The organism is Paracoccus sp. (in: a-proteobacteria) (assembly GCF_047973135.1).
In the GTDB taxonomy this organism is placed as follows: Bacteria; Pseudomonadota; Alphaproteobacteria; order Rhodobacterales; family Rhodobacteraceae; genus Paracoccus.
Genome location: NZ_JBKEBL010000059.1, coordinates 1 through 16814, shown reverse-complemented (window position 1 = coordinate 16814; position 16814 = coordinate 1). Strand labels below are relative to the sequence as shown.

The following is a 16814-nucleotide window of genomic DNA, read 5'->3' as shown; positions in this document are numbered from 1 at the left end:
ATGACAACGCAGGATCAACATCTGACAACGACCTTAAACGGTCAGATTGTCGCATCATATGACGTCAAGGTGATTCGATACCCCGATGGGTTGTCGGATTGGGGGATGGTTCATGACTATCTCAAGCTGCGAAAGCAGATTTTTGTCGATCGTCTGGAATGGCCCTTGTTCCATGCAGACGAACTGGAATTCGAACAATACGATTCCTTCGACACAACCTATGTCGTGGCCAGTCAGCGCGGCGAGGTCATGGGCGGCGCACGGCTGCGGCGAACCGATCAGGTCAGCTGCGCCGGGACGCTGCAATATTCCTATATGATCCGCGATGCCTGTCTGGGGATCCTGCCCGGACTGCCGCAAAACCTTTGCCATGAACTGCCACCTGCCGACCAGAATGTCTGGGAACTGACGCGGATGGTGGTGAATGGTCCCAGGGAAATCACCCGCGTGCTGCTGGAGGCGACAAATGATTTCCTGCACGAACAGGGCGCAAGCTCTGTGCTTTTCCTTGGCTCGCCGGCGTTTCTGCGTATGGCGCGTCATTGGGAATGGCCTGCCTCATGTCTGGGGCCGGTCGCTTCTAACAACGATGGTCGCTTTCAGGTGATCGAATGTCCCGTAAGGGACTATAATTAAGGCAGGGTTTTGGACATGCTTTCCGTTCGCACAAGAAACGAAACCGCAACTGCGGAACTGACCCGCGACATGATCGAGGCGATGCTGGCCAATTTCGATCAGTTCGCCGATGACAGCGGGGTGATCACGGTCGAATTCCGCGATAACGGGCTGTGGGTTCCGGCGGGCGAAAAGCACGGCCGGGAATTTCTGGGCATCGCCCGGATGCCGGGCTGCCTTCAGCACCTGAAATAACCTGCGGCGTCACCGGGCGGATTCGTAGATTTCAAATTCCCGCGTCAGGGCGTTTTCCAGCTTTGCAATTGTTTTCCTGCTGATTTCCTTGGGCATTTCCGGTGAGACATTCAGCCGCTGCGGCGGGCAGACCTTTTTGCCCAGCTTGTCCGACAGGTATTCATTGGCCTGCGTCGCGTTATCATAGCGAAAGATGTGGTCGATGACGAAGGGCGCGGCATTCGAGGTGACAAGATGGCTTTGGCGACCGATCAGGGCAAAGGGGGGCGGGGCATCGGCGACAACGGCGTCTACGAACTGGTCGAAGCTGATGCCATGGGTCGATGCATCGCGGTCGCGGATTTCGGGACGGGTCCGATAGCGATACCAGCTCCAGACCCAATCGACCGGCTCGCGAAAATAGGCGAAATGGTCCAGAGGTTTGCCGACCTGTTGAAACAGCGGTCTGATCTTGCTGGTGAATTTGGTCAGGCCCATATGCTTTAACTGCTGTGGATGCCGGAACACGACATCCGCCTGATCCTGCAAATGTTCGATATAGCTGTGGCTGCCGGTCTTGGGGATCGAGAACATAACCAAAGCGCGCCGCCAAAAGATCATCATGCTGAAATCCGGATCGTGAGAAATGGTCAGGCCATCATGGGGCCGAACGACAAGGCCGCGCAACCGGTTTGCTCCGGTCCGTGCAGGCGCCGGATCGGCCCGCCGCCCGCAACACATGGCACCGGGCAGGCATCACAGCCTGTTCGGCGCGGCCCGCCTTCTTGGGCAGACGCGCCGAAACATGATTGGAATCGGTGCCCTACCCGGCCGCCAGCGCCGCGACGATCCGGTCGCCCATCTCGACGGTCGAGACCGGAACGCCGCCTTCGGGGCCCATCAGATCGGCGGTACGGACGCCATCGGCCAGCACCCGCTCGACCGCGCGTTCCAGTTCCGACGCCGCCTCGCCCTGATCGAAGGAATAGCGCAGCGCCATGGCAAAGCTGAGGATGCAGGCGATCGGGTTGGCCTTGCCCTGACCGGCAATGTCGGGGGCGCTGCCATGGACGGGTTCGTACATGGCCTTGGGCCGGCCATTGGCCATCGGCGCGCCAAGACTGGCCGAAGGCAGCATGCCCAGACTGCCGGTCAGCATCGCCGCCGCATCCGACAGCACATCACCGAACAGGTTGTCGGTCACGATCACGTCAAATTGACGCGGCTGGCGGACAAGCTGCATCGCACCGTTATCGGCATACATGTGCGACAATTCGACATCGGGATATTCGTTGTCATGGACCCACTGGACCTCTTCGCGCCAGAGAATCCCCGATTCCATCACATTGGCCTTTTCCATCGAACAGACCCTGTTGCCCCGCTTGCGCGCCAGTTCAAAGGCGGAACGCGCGACGCGCCGGATCTCGCCGCTGGTGTAACGCTGGGTATTGATACCGACGCGGCCACCCTCGTTTTCGGGGTTGTTGTCGTCGGAATGGATTCCGCGCGGTTCGCCGAAATAAACCCCGCTGGTCAGTTCGCGGATGATCAGAATGTCCAGCCCGGCCACCACCTCGCGCTTGAGCGAAGAAAAATCGGCCAGCGCGTCAAAGCACTGCGCAGGGCGCAGATTTGCGAACAGATCCATTTCCTTACGCAGACGCAGAAGGCCGCGTTCCGGCTTTACGCTGAAATCCAGATTGTCGTATTTCGGTCCGCCGACCGCGCCCAGCAGAACGGCATCGACCGCCTGCGCCCTGGCCATCGTCGCATCTGCCAGAGGCACGCCATGCGCATCATACGCCGCGCCGCCGACCAGATCCTGCGTGACATCGAAGGACATGCCGCGATTGGCCTGAAACCAGTCGATGACCTTGACCACTTCGGCCATGACCTCGGGGCCGATTCCGTCACCGGGCAGGATAAGCAGCGAATATCTGTCGGTCATGTCGGCCCTCCTTGGCGCATCGGCAGTGTCATGTCCGGTTAGACGCAGGCCGCCACGGGGTCAAGATCACGGCGAATTGGGTTGCGGTTCCCGCCCGGATCATGCGGGATAGGGCCAATCAAAAAATGGCACGAGGCGGGTTGCGGCATGAAGCTGTGGGATGTGATCATGATTGGAACCGTCGTCATGGGCGTGATGCTGCTGGCGACGACGAAACTGTCCTTCGGGGGCGATCAGCTTGTTGTGCCCCTGCCGGATGTTTCCACGCTGGACCGGGGGCAGGCAAGCGACCTTGCGCGGCAACTGGCCGAGGTGAATGTGATCACCTCGAACTGCCCGGATTATCAGGTCTCGGACGGTGAATGGACGCTGCTGACCGGCACCGGCGACCTGCTGGCGCAGAAGCTGGGGCTGGACCCGTCCAGTTACGAACGCGACTATTTCGGCCCGGCCTTTGCGCTGCTGGACGATCCGGCGGCCTGTGACCGCATCGGCCCGCAGGCAAAGCCGCTGCTGGACAAGCTGCAACAGATGGGCGGCGGCATCCAGCCCGCAGGTAACTGATATCGCCGCTCTGTCCTCTGGCGCGCGGCTTGCCTATGCTGCCATGATCGCCCCTGCCATCGCACCGGGCGCATATCCTGATGCCGGAGGAAACGCATGACCGATCCGCTGGTCGTCGCGCCCAACCTGAAACGCCGCCTGTCGGGTGTGACCGCGACCGTCGTGCGCCTGATTCCGATACAGGCGCGGATGATCGCGATTCGCGCCACCGGCCCGGGATTGCCGCCCGAGGTGCCCCATATCCCGCTGCTCCGCGCCGCGACCCTGCCGCGCGACCGCTGGCGCGTCTGGCATGCGCGGCGCAACACTGAAATGGTGCTGGGCCTGATCCTGCGGCGGGTGCTGCGGCGGAAATACCGGCTGCTGTTCACCTCGGCGGCGCAGCGGCGGCATACCGGCTTTACCCGCTGGCTGATACGGCAACAGGACAGGCTGGTCGCCACCAGCCCGCAGGCGGCAAGCTATCTGGACGGGGCGGCGCAGGTGGTGATGCATGGCGTCGATACCGGCATCTTTCACCCGCCCGCCGACCGCACCGCGCTGCGCCGTGACCTCGGGCTTGATCCCGATGCGGTGCTGATCGGCTGTTTCGGGCGGTTTCGCGAACAGAAGGGCGTCGATTTGCTGATCCACGCCGGGCTGAACCTGCTGCCCGGCCGCCCCCGCGTCCAGATCGTCTTTACCGGCCGCGTCACGCCGGAACACCGCGCCTTTGCCGATGACCTGATGGCGCAGGTCGGGGCCGCCGGGCTTCGGGACCGGATCCGCCTGCTGGGCGAACTGCCCTGGGATCAGCTTGTCCGCCATTATCAGGCGCTGGACCTGTTCGCCGCCCCCGCCCGCTGGGAGGGGTTCGGCCTGACCCCGCTGGAGGCCATGGCCTGCGGCGTTCCCGTCATTGCCAGCCATGCCGGGGCCTTCCCGGCGCTGATCCGCGACGGCGAAACCGGCAGCCTTGTCGCAACCGGCGATCAGGATGCGCTGACTGCGGCGCTGCGCCACTGGCTGGACGATGATGCCGCCCGCGCCGCCGCAGGCCGCGCCGCCCGCGCCCATGTTCAGGCAAACCACGCCATCGAGACCGAGGCCCGCGCCCTGGTGGCCATCTATCGCGAATTGCTGGAGAGGCCATGACCCCGCTGCGCTTTCATATCGCGCGGCTTTTCCGCGACGAGGCCGCGCTGCAAAGGCTGTCGGTCCCGCAAGGAAATCTGCTGGCCGATCTTGAGGGAAAGTCGGTCGCGCTGGTCGGCAATGCCCGCGCGCTGGCCGGAACGCCGCTAGGAGCCCGCATAGATGCCGCCGATCTGGTCATCCGCATCAACCGCGCGCCCGCGCCCCGCGCCGCCAGCCATGGAAGCCGCACCGACTGGCTGGCGCTGGCGGTACACCTGTCACAGCCCGACCGCATCCGTATCGCGCCCTCGCGCATCCTGTGGATGTCACCCAAACGCAAGCGGCTGGACTGGCGCAGCGCCACCTCGCCGGGGTTTTACCTGCATCCGCTGGCCGATTATGGGGCGCTGAAAGACCGGCTGGCCGCCCCCCCAACCACCGGCGCGATGATGATCGAGCTGCTGCTGCGGTCAAGCCTTGCCAGCCTGATACTGTATGGCTTCGATTTCTTTGCCAGCAAAAGCCTGTCCGGAAAACGCAGCGCCGAACAGGTTCCCCATGATTTCGCCGCCGAGGCCGATTGGGTGGAAAACCTGATCCGTCAGGATTCCCGGCTGATTCTGACGCGCGGTTAGGCGGCTTTGTCCGTCCGGGGAACGGTCCTTCGCCAGGGCCGCTGGCCTTTGCCCGGAATGGTGGCAAATCCCTGATTCCGGTGGCAAGACCTGCCTGACGTCACGGCTGCCCGCAAAACATCTTGGTGTGTCACAAGGCGGGGGCTTTTCCGGCGGGCCGTCCTGTCCTAGTTTCGTCGCGAAGCAAGGACGGCGCGACGATGAACAACGTATATTGGGTCTTTGGCTATGGCTCTTTGATGTGGGATCCCGGCTTTACGCCGGTCGAGGCCGTCAAGGCCCATCTGACCGGCTATGCCCGCAGCTTTTGCCTGCGTTCCATCGCCTATCGCGGCACCGAAGAGGCCCCCGGTCTGGTGCTGGGGCTGGACGAGGATCCGGCGGCGCGGTGCAGCGGGCTGGCCCTGCGCATGGCCGAAGAGGATCATGACAAGGTCATGGCCGACCTGCGCGAACGCGAACTGATCACCGATGCCTATCGCGAAGAGGTTCTGCCCGTCGTGCTGGACGATGGCCGCACGGTCGCCGCCATCGCCTATGTGATGCAGCGCGATCACTGGCAATATGCCGGTGGGCTGTGCCCGACCGAGCAGGCGAAAATCATTGCCCGCGCGCATGGCGGACGCGGGCCCAACGCCGAATACCTGTTCAACACCGCCCGGCACCTGACCGAGATGGGGGTGTCGGACGCGATGCTGGAACAGCTTTCGCGGGACGTGCGGCAATTGCTGGACAAGGGCCACTGACCGGCCGTTTCACCTGATTTTCGAAACGCTTGGCAAGTGGCAGGTGTGCGCCTACACTCGCGCCGGAACGTTCATGTCAAACCGGAAGGCCAGCCTTTGAGCGAACAGACCAGCGAACAGGGACCAGAGGCCAGGCAACCCGGCAAGGGACCGGACAGGCGCATCTCGGCCACGCGCACCGCTGCCGCCAACGGTCCGGGGCATCCGCATTTCTCGCAGCCGGTGCGGCAGATCCTGCTGATGCTCAGCGTGCTGGCGCTGGTTCTGGCAGGCGGATGGTTTGCCTATGGCCGGATCCTGCCCATCTTTGCCGCAAACCGCTGGCTGAACGGGCTGATTCTTGGCGTGTTCGGTCTGGGTGTGCTGGCCTGTTTCTGGCAGGTCGCGCAGCTTGTGCATTCGGTAAGCTGGATCGAACGTTTCGCATCGCGCCGCCGCAATGCCGTCGAACGGGGTGTCGCCACGCGCAATTCCGCAGATGGCGACCGGCCACCCCGCCTGCTGGCCCCGCTGGCCGCGCTGCTGGGCGTGCGCGGACCGCTGGACGGGGTGATCTCGACCGGGTCAGCCCGCTCGATCCTGGAATCCGTGGCCACCCGCATCGAGGAATTGCGCGACATCACGCGATACCTGGCCAATCTGCTGATCTTCCTTGGCCTTCTGGGCACGTTCTACGGGCTGGCGACCACGGTTCCCGCCGTGGTGGACACGATCCGCGCGCTGGCACCGCAGGATGGCGAAAGCGGGATCGAGGTGTTCGACAAGCTGATGAACGGGCTTGAGGCGCAGCTTGGCGGCATGGCGACGGCCTTCTCTTCCTCGCTGCTGGGTCTGGCGGGCTCGCTGGTCGTGGGGCTGCTGGAATTGTTCGTGACCCATGGCCAGAACCGCTTTTACCGCGAGCTTGAGGAATGGATGTCGGGCTTCACCCGCATCAGCCTTGCCGGGGCGGATAGCGGCGATGAACTGGATCACGCCGCCGTCGCCACCTATCTGGAGCAAATGGCGCTGCAAAACGAACATTTGCGGCAATTCTATTCCGAACGAGAGGCCGCCCGCGACGCGGCGGGCGCCCAGGCGGATGAGCGGATTCTGGTCATGGCCCAGGCCATCGAGGCGCTGGCCAACCGGTCCGAGGCCGAACGCGAGGCATCGGTCGCGCGGGTCGCCGCCCTTGGCACGGCGCTGAACCGGATGACCGAGGGGCAGGCGCGGCTTGTCGAACTGGCGCAGGTACAGACCGACCGCCCCGCGCCAACGCTGGATCTGACGCGGATCGAGGCAGCGCTGGACCGGCTGGCCACCGAACTGACCGAGGGGCGCGAGGAATATGTTGCTGAACTGCGATCCGACATTCTTGTCCTGACACGCGCCGTTCGCGCCTCGCGGTTCAACGACCCGTTCCGCGATGATCTGCTGCCCGAATTGCCGCTGGCGCGGCACAAGGACGACTGATATGGCCCTGCACCGCGCCTCGTCCAACCGTTTCTCGGCGACGATCTGGCCGGGTTTCGTCGATGCAATGACTGCGCTGCTGATGGTGCTGATGTTCGTGCTGACCATTTTTATGGTGGTGCAGTCGGTCCTGCGCGAACAGATCAGCGACAAGGATGTCATCATCGACGATCAGGGCCGCGCCATCTCGCGGCAGGAACAGCGGTTGCAGGAACTGGGCCAGCAGGTTGCGGCACTGGGGCAGGCGCTTGGTGCCTCGGAACAGCGCGGCGCAGGGCTTGAGGATCAGCTTGCCGGTCAAGAGGCGCAGAATCAGGTGCTGACCGAACAGCTTGCCGCAGCCGAGGCCGAGGCCCGCGACCGTGCCGCGCGAATCACCCGCCTGACGAACCAGCTTGACGCCGGCCGGGGCGAGCTGGAGGCCGCGAAATCCCGTCTGACCGATTTCGAGGCCGAAGTCGCCGCCCTTCTGGCCGCCCGCGCCACTGACCGGAAACAGGCGGCGGCGGCACAAAAAGAGCTGACCGAACAGCAAAACCGCGCCTCGGCGGCAGAGCTGGCCATCGCCTCGGCCCGGCAGGAAATCGACGCGCAGGCCGAGACCGCGCGCCTTGCCGCCGCCCGCCGCGAGGCGCTGGAGGCGATGATCGCCGATTTGCGGCAGAAAACCGCCGGAACCACGCAGCTTCAGGCGCAGCTTGACAAGGCCGAGGCCGCAAAGCTGACCGAGGCGGCGGCGGCGGACGCGCTGCGCGCGCGGCTGGAAAAATCCGACGCCGAACTGACCGCCATGACCCTGTCGCTTGAGGAAAGCCGCAAGCGGGCCGAGGAAACGCTGACCCTGCTTGCCGCAGCCGAGGCCAGCCGCGACGAACAGGGCGCGGATGCCGCCGACAAGGCGGGGCTGCTTGCCACCGCGCGGGCGGAACTGGCGAAACAGAAGGAACTGTCCGCAGGGGATCAAAGGCGTGTGGCGCTGCTGAATGAACAGGTCGCCTCGCTGACGGCGCAGCTTGGCTCGCTTCAGGCGCTGCTGGACGTGGCGGGCGAGGAACAGCAGCAGGCGGAACTGCGCGTCTCGGATCTGGGCAACCAGTTGAACGCCGCGTTGCTGCGCGCCGCCGAGGAAAAGGACCGCAGGCTGACGCTTGAGGAAGAAGCAAGGAAAAAGGCCGAGGCCGAGGCTCGGGATCTGGCCCGCTATCGTTCGGAATTTTTCGGGCGGCTGTCGCAGATCCTGTCCGGGCGCGAGGGGGTCCGGGTCGTCGGCGACCGGTTCGTATTTCAGTCCGAAGTGCTGTTCGCAACGGGCGAGGCCAGCCTTTCGCCTGCGGGCCGTGCCCAGATCGACAGCGTGGCCGAAATGTTGTCCGACATCGCCGATGAAATCCCGCCGGAAATCGACTGGATCATCCGCGTCGATGGCCATACCGACAGCATACCGCTGACCGGCACCGGCACCTATCGCGACAACTGGGAACTCAGCCAGGCCCGCGCCTTGGCCGTGGTGCGCTATCTGATCAGCGAACGCGGCTTTCCCGCCGACCGTCTGGCGGCAGCAGGCTTTGCCGATACCCGCCCGGTCGCCGAAGGCGATTCCCCCGAGGCACTGGCCCAGAACCGCCGGATCGAACTGAAACTGACTGAACGCTGATCACCGGTACCGCAGCCGGTCATGCGCGGCCCCTTTCCGGTAAATCCCTCTTTTCAACACCGCGCCGCTGTGGAAAGTATCGCAATACAGGCCCCTTTACGAACAAGGGGCTGCAACAGGGTGGCAACATGGCGCGGCGTGGACCGGATGCAGAGGCACGACAGGGTCTTGGCCTGATCGCCCCGCCCTTCCTGTATGCGCTGGCGGTTCTGGCCGCACCGCTGTTGACCATCCTCGCCTACAGTTTCCTGACCGACGGGTATCTTCAGGTCGTGCACGAGCTGACGCTGGACAATTACCGGCAGGTGCTGACCGATCCGATCGTACGGACGGTGATGATACGATCACTTATCGTTTCGGCGCTGGTCACGCTGGTCACGGTGGGGCTGGCCTTTCCGGTGGCCTATTACGTCAGCTTCGTCATCCGCCCCGAACGGAAATCCATGTGGCTGTTCCTGATCACCATTCCCTTCTGGACCAGCTATCTGATCCGGGTATTCCTGTGGAAAGTGATCCTTGGCTATAACGGGGTCATCAACTCGACCCTGACGGGGCTTGGCATCATCGACCAGCCGCTGACCTTCATCCTGTACAATGTCAATTCCATCGTGCTGACGCTGGCCCATGCCTATGCGCCTTTCGCGATCCTGCCGATCTTTGTCGCGCTGGAAAAGATCGACCGCTCGCTGTTGGAGGCCGGGCGCGATCTGGGGGAAAGCCGGCTGATGACCTTTTGGCGGGTGACGCTGCCTCTGGCCATGCCCGGCGTGATCGCGGCGACGCTGATCGTGTTCATCCCGACCATCGGCGACTATGTCACACCCGCGCTGATTGGCGGAGGCAAGATCCCGATGATCGCCAACCTGATCCAGGTGCAGATGCTGGATCTGGACAACCGCCCCCTTGGATCCGCGCTGGCGGTGACAGCGATGGTGATCGTCGCGTTGGTCAGCGCAGCGTTCCTGTTCCTCAACCGCCGTTTCCTGAAGGTGCGGCAATGAGGGTGGTACGCGGCGGCGGTCTGCGCGCCTATGCGGTGGCCTATCTGCTGTTCCTTTATGCGCCGATCATCCTGTTGCCGCTGTTCGCGTTCAATTCCGGCACGATCATCGCCTTTCCCCTTCAGGGCTTCACAACGCAGTGGTTCGGGCAAATGTGGGCCAATGCGACCCTGCGCACGGCCCTTGGCAATTCGCTGATCATTGCCGTGTCGGCCTCGATCCTGTCCACTTGCCTTGGCATCTTCGCCGCCCGCGCCTCTACCCGGTTCAGCTTTCCGGGCAAGGGCGGGATGATGGGGTTCATCATGCTGCCGATGGTCCTGCCCGAGATCATCGTTTCCATGTCCCTGCTGGTGGTACTGCTGGGCGTGGGGGTGCATTTGTCGATCCTGACGGTAATCGTCGGCCATACGCTGATCTGCATGCCCTATGCCATCGCCATCCTGTCCACCGCCTTTTCCAGCCTCGACCGCTCGCTGGAAGAGGCCGCCTATGACCTGGGCGAGACGAAATTCGGCGCCTTTCGCCTGATCACCCTGCCGCTGGTCATGCCGGGAATCGTGTCTTCACTGCTGATCGCCTTCACCATCAGCCTTGACGAATTCATCATCGCCTTTTTCCTGGCCGGCAATCAGCCGACCCTGCCCACCTATATCTTCAGCCAGCTTCGTTTCCCCAAGCTGATCCCGATGATCATGGCGCTTGGGACGGTGCTGGTCGCGCTGTCGATCATGCTGCTTGCGATCGGCGAATATTTCCGCCGTCGCGGCATCGCCCGGATAGGCGGCAACAAGACCGGAGGCTTCCTGTGACCGAAACCCGCTGTCAGGTGCTGGACGCCGCCCGTCCGATGATCGAGTGTCAGGATGTCCACAAATATTACGGTGATTACCATGCCCTGCGCGGCATCGACCTGACCATCCGCGAGGGCGAGTTCTTTTCGCTGCTGGGTCCATCGGGCTGCGGCAAAACCACGCTTTTGCGGACCATCGCCGGGTTCGAAGATATTTCCTCGGGCGCGGTGCTGATCGACGGCAGGCATATGGAGGACGTGCCCGCCAACAAGCGCCCGACCAACATGGTCTTTCAGTCCTACGCCATCTTTCCCCATCTGACCGTGGCGCAGAACGTCGCCTTCGGCCTGCGCCGCGATCCCCGCCCGCGCGAGGAAAAGGCGCGGCTGGTCGATGAGGCGCTGGCGATGGTGGGACTGTCTGGCTATGGCAACCGCGCGGCACATGCCCTGTCGGGCGGACAAAGGCAGCGGGTGGCGCTGGCCCGCGCGCTGATCCTGAAACCCAAGGTGCTGCTGCTGGACGAACCGCTGTCGGCGCTGGATCGCAAGATGCGCGAACAGATGCAGGTCGAGCTGATCAAGCTGCAACGTCAGGTCGGCATCACCTTCGTGCTGGTCACGCATGACCAGGAAGAGGCGCTGGTCATGTCTGATCGCATCGCCGTGATGTTCGAGGGCGGCATCGCGCAGATGGACAGCCCCGAGGCGCTGTATGCCCGCCCCGCCAACCGCCGCGTGGCCGATTTCATCGGGGTGATGAATTTCCTGCCCGCAACGATCCTGTCTGAAAATGCCGATGGCTTGCGCGTCGATGTGGCCGGTCTGGGTCAAGTCGATCTGCCTCTGGGGCAAGTCAGCCGCGCCAGCCCCGGCGACGAGGGCGTGACCATCGGCTTTCGCCCCGAAACCATGACCCTGATCGCGCCGGGCCAAAGCCACAACCAGTCGCAGGAAAGCGGCGCGGTGATCGACGAGGTCGTCTATTACGGCGACATGACCTATTACGACCTGCGGCTGGACGACGCGACCGGCAGCGACGGCAAGCCGAGGACCGTCAGGATCTCGATGCGCAACGTCTTTGGCCGCGACGTGCAGGATATCGGCACCCGCACCCGACTGGCATGGTCGCCGGGTTCACTGGTCCTGTTCCGCTGAACCGCATCCGGAAGCGGCTGCCCTGACAAATGGCCTCTGGCAATGTCCGGCGGTGATGTGCAGGCTGTGCCCGCCCGCAGGTATAGAATGCCTGCCGGGGCGGAAGATCGGTTTTTGACATCGCGCCTGCCCCTGTCAAATATTCGCCTGATCCGTCAGGATCAGTTCCGAGGCCTTCTCGCCCACCATGATCGACGGTGCGTTGATATTGCCCGAAGGGATACGCGGAAAGACCGAGGCGTCGGCGACGCGCAGTCCATCGACGCCACGCACCCGCAGCCGGGCATCGACGACCGCATCCGGCCCCATCGCGCAAGTGCCGCAGGCATGAAAGACCGAGCCCGCGCGCCGCCTGATGTCGTCGCGGATCGCGTCGTCATCCTGCACCCCATGGCCGGGAACCAGTTCGCGCAGGATCCAGCGGGCCAAGGGTTCCTGCGCGGCAATGTGGCGCAGCATCCGCGCGCCCTCGACCAGCTCTTCCAGATCCTCGGGCGCGCTGAAATAGCCGGGATGGATTTCCGGCGCGGCCATCGGATCGGGGCTGCGCAGCCCCAGCCAGCCGCGGCTTTTCGGGTGGCAGTTGGACAGACCAAGCTGAAAGCCCGGAAACCGGTCCGGCGCGGTCAGCCGACGCTTGCCCGGCACCGTGCGGGTATAGCTGAGCGGAGAAAAGTAAAGCTGCATGTTCGGACGGTCGTGCAGGGCCGAGCTTTTGAAGAAGCCGCCGCCCTGATTGACGCCAAGCGACAGCGGCCCGCGCCGGGTCAGCAGGTAATGCAGCCCTGCCAGCAGCCTCTGCGGAAGGGGGCGCAGCACATCGTTCAGCGTCGGCCGGTTGGCCTGATAGACATAGTCAAAACCGATGTGATCCTGAAGGTTGCGTCCCACACCCGCCGCGTCCAGCAAGACCCGGATCCCCATGCGCTGCAACAGCGCACCCGGCCCGATCCCCGACAGTTGCAGAAGCTGCGGCGAATTGACGGCCCCCGCCGACAGGATCACCTCGCGCCGCGCCATGATCCGCTGAACCGCGCCGCCACGCCGCCGGTATTCGACGCCCGCCGCGCGCCGCCCGTGGAACAGGATCCGCGTCACATGGGAATGGGTCAGGATGCGCAGGTTCCGCCGTCCTCGCGCCGGATGCAGATAGCCTGTCGCCGCCGAGCAGCGGACCCCGTTTCGCGTTGTGATCTGATACAGCCCGACGCCTTCTTGCGTGGCACCGTTGAAATCAGGGTTGCCCGGCAGCCCGGCAGCCCTGGCGGCGGCGACATAAGCATGGCTTGACGGATGCGCCGAGCGGTCGATGCTGGTCACGCTGATCGGCCCGCCCTGCCCCCGCCATTCGTCCGCGCCCGCCAGATTATCCTCGATCCGCCGGAACAGCGGCAGCAGATCGGCATGGGACCAGCCGGGATTGCCAAGTGCGGCCCAGTCATCGAAATCCGCCGCCTGCCCGCGAATGAACACCATCGCGTTGATTGCGCTGGACCCGCCCAGAACCTTGCCGCGCGGCCAATAGCTTTGCCGCCCGCCAAGGCCGGGGTCGGGCCGGGTCATATAGCGCCAGTTCAGGCGCGGATGGTGAAACGCGCCGCCATAGCCGATGGGCATTCGCACCCACAGATTCAGGTCCGATCCGCCCGCCTCAAGCAGGGCCACCACGGCCCGCCCATCCGCCGACAGCCGGTTGGCCAGTACCGACCCGGCAGAGCCCGCGCCGATCACCACATAATCGGCCCAATTCGTTCCGTCCTCGCCCATTCACCCGACCAACGCTTGCCTGAGGGCAGAAAAGATCGGTTGCAGGAAACTGTCGAGGGCCATTCTGGACAAAGACGATGACCACCCGTCAGCGCCCGCGCCGGAACAGACCGGCGTTTTCATACAGATTTTCCAGTTGTTTCATGCGCGCCTCGGTCTGGGGCCAGGTGCGTTCCTGCACGGCAGCCAGCAGCGTTTCGAGCAGCACCAGCAGCGAGGCCGAAGAATCCCACGCCGAGGGAACCTCAATCTGGGCGGCAAAGCGGAACCGGGCGTGCCGCGCGACGGGGCTGACCCAGGGATCGGTCATCAGCACGATCTCGGCGCCGCGCCCGGCAGCCAGTTCGGCAAGCTGATGGATGGCGCTTTCATAGCGGCGAATGTCGAACACCACCAGCACATCGCCCGCCCGCATGTCCAGCAGCGCGGGTGGCCAGGCATTCGACAGGCCGGCCAGCAACAGAACGCCCGGCCGGACAACGCCAAGCTGGGTCACAAGATAGTCGGCCAGTGCATGCGTGATCCGCCCGCCCGCGACATGGATCCGCCGCCCCGGATCGGCCAGCATTTCGGCGCAGGCGTCGAATTCGGCATGGTCGATCCGCTCCAGCGTCACCGACATGTTCGTCAGCACCGCGTCGGCAAAGCGGTTCAGGATATGCGTCAGGGGGGCGCGATTGCTCCACCTTGCGCGCTTGGACAGAGGCGATTCAAGCCGTGCCTCGACCTCTAATCGCAACTGCGCCTGAAACTCGGGATAGCCGCGAAACCCAAGCTTCTGCACCAGCCGCAGCACGGTGGGCGTGGATACCCCCGCCTCTTTGGCAAGCCGCGACATCGAGCCAAGCCCCGCGACCGGGTAGTGCCGGGTCAGATGCCCTGCCAGCGCCCGCTCCAACGGTGTCAGTGCGTCGAAATGCCGGACAAGCCGGTCCTCGATCATTTCGGACGGGGCGGGGGCACTGCGCGTCATCTGCCGATCCTCCGGGCATGGGTCACGTAACGATTGTAACAACCACAACCCGTTTTGAAAAATTATTGACAGAGTCCGGTCCGATGTTCCAGCCTGACATTGCAGGAGGCCGGATGAACGACGGAACCGCAGTTTTCACGATCGAGAACGCCGCAGCGCCCGGCCCGGCGGTGCTGGTCTGCGAACATGCCTCGAACGCCTTTCCGCTGCCCTGGGGCACGCTTGGCCTGACCGGAGAACAGCGCCGCGCGCATATCGCCTGGGATCCGGGCGCGCTGGATCTGGCGCGCGCTCTGGCACGGGATCTGGGCGCACCGTTGATCGCGGGCGGGCTGTCGCGCCTGATCTATGACCTGAACCGCCCGCCCGACGCGCCCTCGGCCATGCCCGAGCGCAGCGAAATCCACAATGTGCCGGGCAATCGCGACCTGCCCCGCGCGGAACGCTGGCGGCGGACCGAACGGATCTATCTGCCCTTTCACGCCGCGCTGTCGGGCCTGCTGGCACGGCGGCTGGCAGGCGGGCAAAAGCCCGTGCTGATCACCGTCCACAGCTTTACGCCGGTCTGGCACGGCACCCCGCGCGAGGTAGAGTTCGGCGTGATCCACGACGCCGACGACCGCCTTGCCCGCGCAATAGCAGGCGGTGCGACGGGTCTGGTCACGCGCCTGAACCAGCCCTACAGCGCCGCCGACGGCGTGGCCCATACGCTGGCCCTGCATGCCACGCCGATGGGCCTGCGCAATGCCATGCTGGAAATCCGCAACGATCTGATCGCGCAAGGGGCGCAGGAAATGGCGGCACGGCTGGCCCCGGTGCTGCGATCGGCGATGGGGGCAGTCTGATGCCGGGATGGGCGATACGGTATGTACGCACGGTCGAGACGGTGAATTACCGGCTGGGCCGCTTGATCATGTATCTGCTGTTCGCGATCATGGGGATCCTGTTGTGGTCGTCGCTGACAAGGATGTTCAGCGTGCCGACCCTGTGGACCATGGAGATGGCGCAGTTCACGCTGGTTGCCTATTACCTGCTGGGTGCGCCCTATTCGATGCAGCTTGGCGCGAATGTGCGGATGGATCTGCTTTATGCCCGTCAAGGCCCAAGGGCGCAGGCGCTGTGGGATGTCGTCACCATCTTCTTTCTGCTGTTCTGTCTGGGCGTGATGCTGTGGGGCGCGGTCGATTCCACCGCCTACAGCCTGAGGATCAACGAACGCGCCCCAAGCGCATGGCGTCCGCCGCTGTGGCCGATCAAGCTGATCATCGCCCTGGCCTTCGCGCTGATGATCCTTCAGGCCATCGCACAGCTTGTGCGCGACCTTGCCCTGCTGCGCGGGACCACGATCCCGCACCCTTTCAGCGACGAGGTCCGGCGATGAGCCACGAATGGATCGCGCTTCTGATGTTTTCGACCATGCTGCTGATGATGGTCACGGGGCAGCGGGTCTTTGGAGCAATCGGCTTTGTCGCAGTGGTGGCGGCGCTGCTGATGTGGGGGCCGGGCGGCACGGATATGGGCTTTTCGGCGGTGATGAAGGTGATGCGCTGGAACGCGTTGCTGACCCTGCCGATGTTCGTCTTTATGGGCTATGTCATGTCGGAATCGCGGCTGGCTGAAGATTTATACCGGATGTTTCACGTCTGGTTCGGGCCGATGCCGGGCGGGCTGGCCGTGGGCACGGTCCTGCTGATGGTGATGATCTCGGCCATGAACGGGCTGTCAGTGGCGGGCATGGCCATCGGCGCGACCATCGCCCTGCCGGAACTGGTCCGGCATAATTACGCCAAGCCGATGATCTCGGGGGTGATTCAGGCGGGTTCCAGCCTTGGCATCCTGATCCCGCCCTCGGTCGTACTGGTCCTGTATTCGCTGATCGCGCGTCAGCCGGTCAGCCAGTTATGGCTGGCCGGAATCGGGCCGGGGCTGCTGATGGCGGCGCTGTTTATCGCCTATATCCTGATCCGCACCCGGCTGAACCCCGCTCTGGCCCCGCCCATGCCAGCGGCGGAACGCGCCGCGATCACCTGGCCGCAGCGGTTGCGCCTGCTGCGCGCGGGCATCCTGCCTCTGGTGATCTTTGCGGCGATGATGGTACCCTTCGTCAAGGGCTGGACCTCGCTGACCGAAAGCAGCGTGATCGGCGCGCTGGCCT

The 16814-nt window shown here is 64.2% G+C and carries 18 protein-coding genes; 14 read left to right on the top strand and 4 right to left on the bottom strand.

The genetic code is table 11. The features are described 5' to 3' along the window. The first annotated feature begins 105 nt into the window (after positions 1–105). Together ACK5L9_RS05345 and ACK5L9_RS05340 are read left to right on the top strand one after the other, a co-directional pair. A complete protein-coding gene (locus ACK5L9_RS05345) occupies positions 106–636 on the top strand; it encodes an acyl-homoserine-lactone synthase (RefSeq protein ID WP_416910419.1) in 531 nt (176 codons plus the stop codon). Positions 637–651: 15 nt separating this feature from the next. Next, positions 652–870, top strand: a complete 219-nt coding sequence (locus ACK5L9_RS05340) for a hypothetical protein (RefSeq protein ID WP_416910418.1) — start codon at positions 652–654, stop codon at positions 868–870. Positions 871–879: 9 nt separating this feature from the next. Here the strand turns inward: ACK5L9_RS05340 and ACK5L9_RS05335 are convergent, their stop codons facing one another. Then, positions 880–1473: a hypothetical protein gene (locus tag ACK5L9_RS05335; RefSeq protein WP_416910417.1), complete on the bottom strand. Its 594-nt coding sequence runs from the start codon at positions 1471–1473 to the stop codon at positions 880–882. 199 nt (positions 1474–1672) lie between these two features. Further along, positions 1673–2797, bottom strand: a complete 1125-nt coding sequence (gene leuB, locus ACK5L9_RS05330) for a 3-isopropylmalate dehydrogenase (RefSeq protein ID WP_416910416.1) — start codon at positions 2795–2797, stop codon at positions 1673–1675. A gap of 147 nt (positions 2798–2944) precedes the next feature. Here leuB and ACK5L9_RS05325 point away from each other — a divergent pair, with 147 nt between their 5' ends. From ACK5L9_RS05325 to ACK5L9_RS05285, 9 genes are all read left to right on the top strand, one after another. Continuing rightward, on the top strand, positions 2945–3361 hold the full coding sequence (locus ACK5L9_RS05325) for a hypothetical protein (RefSeq protein ID WP_416910415.1): 417 nt from the start codon (positions 2945–2947) through the stop codon (positions 3359–3361). Positions 3362–3457: 96 nt separating this feature from the next. Beyond that, positions 3458–4495, top strand: coding sequence for a glycosyltransferase family 4 protein (locus tag ACK5L9_RS05320; protein WP_416910414.1), 1038 nt, complete (start codon positions 3458–3460; stop codon positions 4493–4495). Then, on the top strand, positions 4492–5112 hold the full coding sequence (locus tag ACK5L9_RS05315; RefSeq protein WP_416910413.1) for a glycosyltransferase family 29 protein: 621 nt from the start codon (positions 4492–4494) through the stop codon (positions 5110–5112). The genes ACK5L9_RS05320 and ACK5L9_RS05315 overlap by 4 nt, the downstream gene beginning before the upstream one ends. A gap of 200 nt (positions 5113–5312) precedes the next feature. Next, positions 5313–5858, top strand: a complete 546-nt coding sequence (locus tag ACK5L9_RS05310) for a gamma-glutamylcyclotransferase (RefSeq protein WP_416910412.1) — start codon at positions 5313–5315, stop codon at positions 5856–5858. Positions 5859–5954: 96 nt separating this feature from the next. Continuing rightward, a complete protein-coding gene (locus tag ACK5L9_RS05305) occupies positions 5955–7313 on the top strand; it encodes a hypothetical protein (RefSeq protein ID WP_416910411.1) in 1359 nt (452 codons plus the stop codon). A 1-nt stretch (position 7314) separates the two neighbouring features. Next, a complete protein-coding gene (locus tag ACK5L9_RS05300) occupies positions 7315–8967 on the top strand; it encodes a peptidoglycan -binding protein (protein WP_416910410.1) in 1653 nt (550 codons plus the stop codon). A 128-nt stretch (positions 8968–9095) separates the two neighbouring features. Next, on the top strand, positions 9096–9968 hold the full coding sequence (locus ACK5L9_RS05295) for an ABC transporter permease (protein ID WP_416910408.1): 873 nt from the start codon (positions 9096–9098) through the stop codon (positions 9966–9968). Continuing rightward, positions 9965–10780 carry an ABC transporter permease gene (locus ACK5L9_RS05290; protein WP_416910406.1) on the top strand — a complete coding sequence of 272 codons (816 nt, stop codon included), beginning with the start codon at positions 9965–9967 and terminating at the stop codon, positions 10778–10780. The genes ACK5L9_RS05295 and ACK5L9_RS05290 overlap by 4 nt, the downstream gene beginning before the upstream one ends. A 17-nt stretch (positions 10781–10797) precedes the next feature. Then, positions 10798–11919, top strand: coding sequence for an ABC transporter ATP-binding protein (locus ACK5L9_RS05285; RefSeq protein WP_416910436.1), 1122 nt, complete (start codon positions 10798–10800; stop codon positions 11917–11919). A 135-nt stretch (positions 11920–12054) separates the two neighbouring features. Here the strand turns inward: ACK5L9_RS05285 and ACK5L9_RS05280 are convergent, their stop codons facing one another. Continuing rightward, positions 12055–13686: a GMC family oxidoreductase gene (locus ACK5L9_RS05280; protein ID WP_416910405.1), complete on the bottom strand. Its 1632-nt coding sequence runs from the start codon at positions 13684–13686 to the stop codon at positions 12055–12057. 88 nt (positions 13687–13774) lie between these two features. Further along, the gene (locus ACK5L9_RS05275) at positions 13775–14659 is read right to left on the bottom strand and encodes a MurR/RpiR family transcriptional regulator (protein ID WP_416910404.1); all 885 of its coding nucleotides are present in this window, start codon (positions 14657–14659) and stop codon (positions 13775–13777) included. Between the two features lie 113 nt (positions 14660–14772). Here ACK5L9_RS05275 and ACK5L9_RS05270 point away from each other — a divergent pair, with 113 nt between their 5' ends. From ACK5L9_RS05270 to ACK5L9_RS05260, 3 genes are all read left to right on the top strand, one after another. After that, entirely contained in the window at positions 14773–15504 is a 732-nt protein-coding gene (locus ACK5L9_RS05270) for an N-formylglutamate amidohydrolase (RefSeq protein ID WP_416910403.1), read from the top strand. Then, positions 15504–16040 carry a TRAP transporter small permease subunit gene (locus ACK5L9_RS05265; RefSeq protein WP_416910402.1) on the top strand — a complete coding sequence of 179 codons (537 nt, stop codon included), beginning with the start codon at positions 15504–15506 and terminating at the stop codon, positions 16038–16040. The genes ACK5L9_RS05270 and ACK5L9_RS05265 overlap by 1 nt, the downstream gene beginning before the upstream one ends. Beyond that, the coding region (locus ACK5L9_RS05260; protein ID WP_416910401.1) for a TRAP transporter large permease subunit at positions 16037–16814 on the top strand (778 nt) is incomplete at its 3' end. The genes ACK5L9_RS05265 and ACK5L9_RS05260, both read left to right, overlap by 4 nt.

What these genes read in the sequence shown, in the direction of transcription:
- ACK5L9_RS05295 (WP_416910408.1), top strand. Translation starts at nt 9,096, where the DNA reads ATGGCGCGGCGTGGACCGGATGCAGAGGCACGACAGGGTCTTGGCCTG.
- ACK5L9_RS05325 (WP_416910415.1), top strand. Translation starts at nt 2,945, where the DNA reads ATGAAGCTGTGGGATGTGATCATGATTGGAACCGTCGTCATGGGCGTG.
- leuB (WP_416910416.1), bottom strand. Translation starts at nt 2,797, where the DNA reads ATGACCGACAGATATTCGCTGCTTATCCTGCCCGGTGACGGAATCGGC.
- ACK5L9_RS05270 (WP_416910403.1), top strand. Translation starts at nt 14,773, where the DNA reads ATGAACGACGGAACCGCAGTTTTCACGATCGAGAACGCCGCAGCGCCC.
- ACK5L9_RS05275 (WP_416910404.1), bottom strand. Translation starts at nt 14,659, where the DNA reads ATGACGCGCAGTGCCCCCGCCCCGTCCGAAATGATCGAGGACCGGCTT.
- ACK5L9_RS05310 (WP_416910412.1), top strand. Translation starts at nt 5,313, where the DNA reads ATGAACAACGTATATTGGGTCTTTGGCTATGGCTCTTTGATGTGGGAT.
- ACK5L9_RS05300 (WP_416910410.1), top strand. Translation starts at nt 7,315, where the DNA reads ATGGCCCTGCACCGCGCCTCGTCCAACCGTTTCTCGGCGACGATCTGG.
- ACK5L9_RS05280 (WP_416910405.1), bottom strand. Translation starts at nt 13,686, where the DNA reads ATGGGCGAGGACGGAACGAATTGGGCCGATTATGTGGTGATCGGCGCG.
- ACK5L9_RS05315 (WP_416910413.1), top strand. Translation starts at nt 4,492, where the DNA reads ATGACCCCGCTGCGCTTTCATATCGCGCGGCTTTTCCGCGACGAGGCC.
- ACK5L9_RS05290 (WP_416910406.1), top strand. Translation starts at nt 9,965, where the DNA reads ATGAGGGTGGTACGCGGCGGCGGTCTGCGCGCCTATGCGGTGGCCTAT.
- ACK5L9_RS05340 (WP_416910418.1), top strand. Translation starts at nt 652, where the DNA reads ATGCTTTCCGTTCGCACAAGAAACGAAACCGCAACTGCGGAACTGACC.
- ACK5L9_RS05265 (WP_416910402.1), top strand. Translation starts at nt 15,504, where the DNA reads ATGCCGGGATGGGCGATACGGTATGTACGCACGGTCGAGACGGTGAAT.
- ACK5L9_RS05345 (WP_416910419.1), top strand. Translation starts at nt 106, where the DNA reads ATGGTTCATGACTATCTCAAGCTGCGAAAGCAGATTTTTGTCGATCGT.
- ACK5L9_RS05335 (WP_416910417.1), bottom strand. Translation starts at nt 1,473, where the DNA reads ATGATGATCTTTTGGCGGCGCGCTTTGGTTATGTTCTCGATCCCCAAG.
- ACK5L9_RS05320 (WP_416910414.1), top strand. Translation starts at nt 3,458, where the DNA reads ATGACCGATCCGCTGGTCGTCGCGCCCAACCTGAAACGCCGCCTGTCG.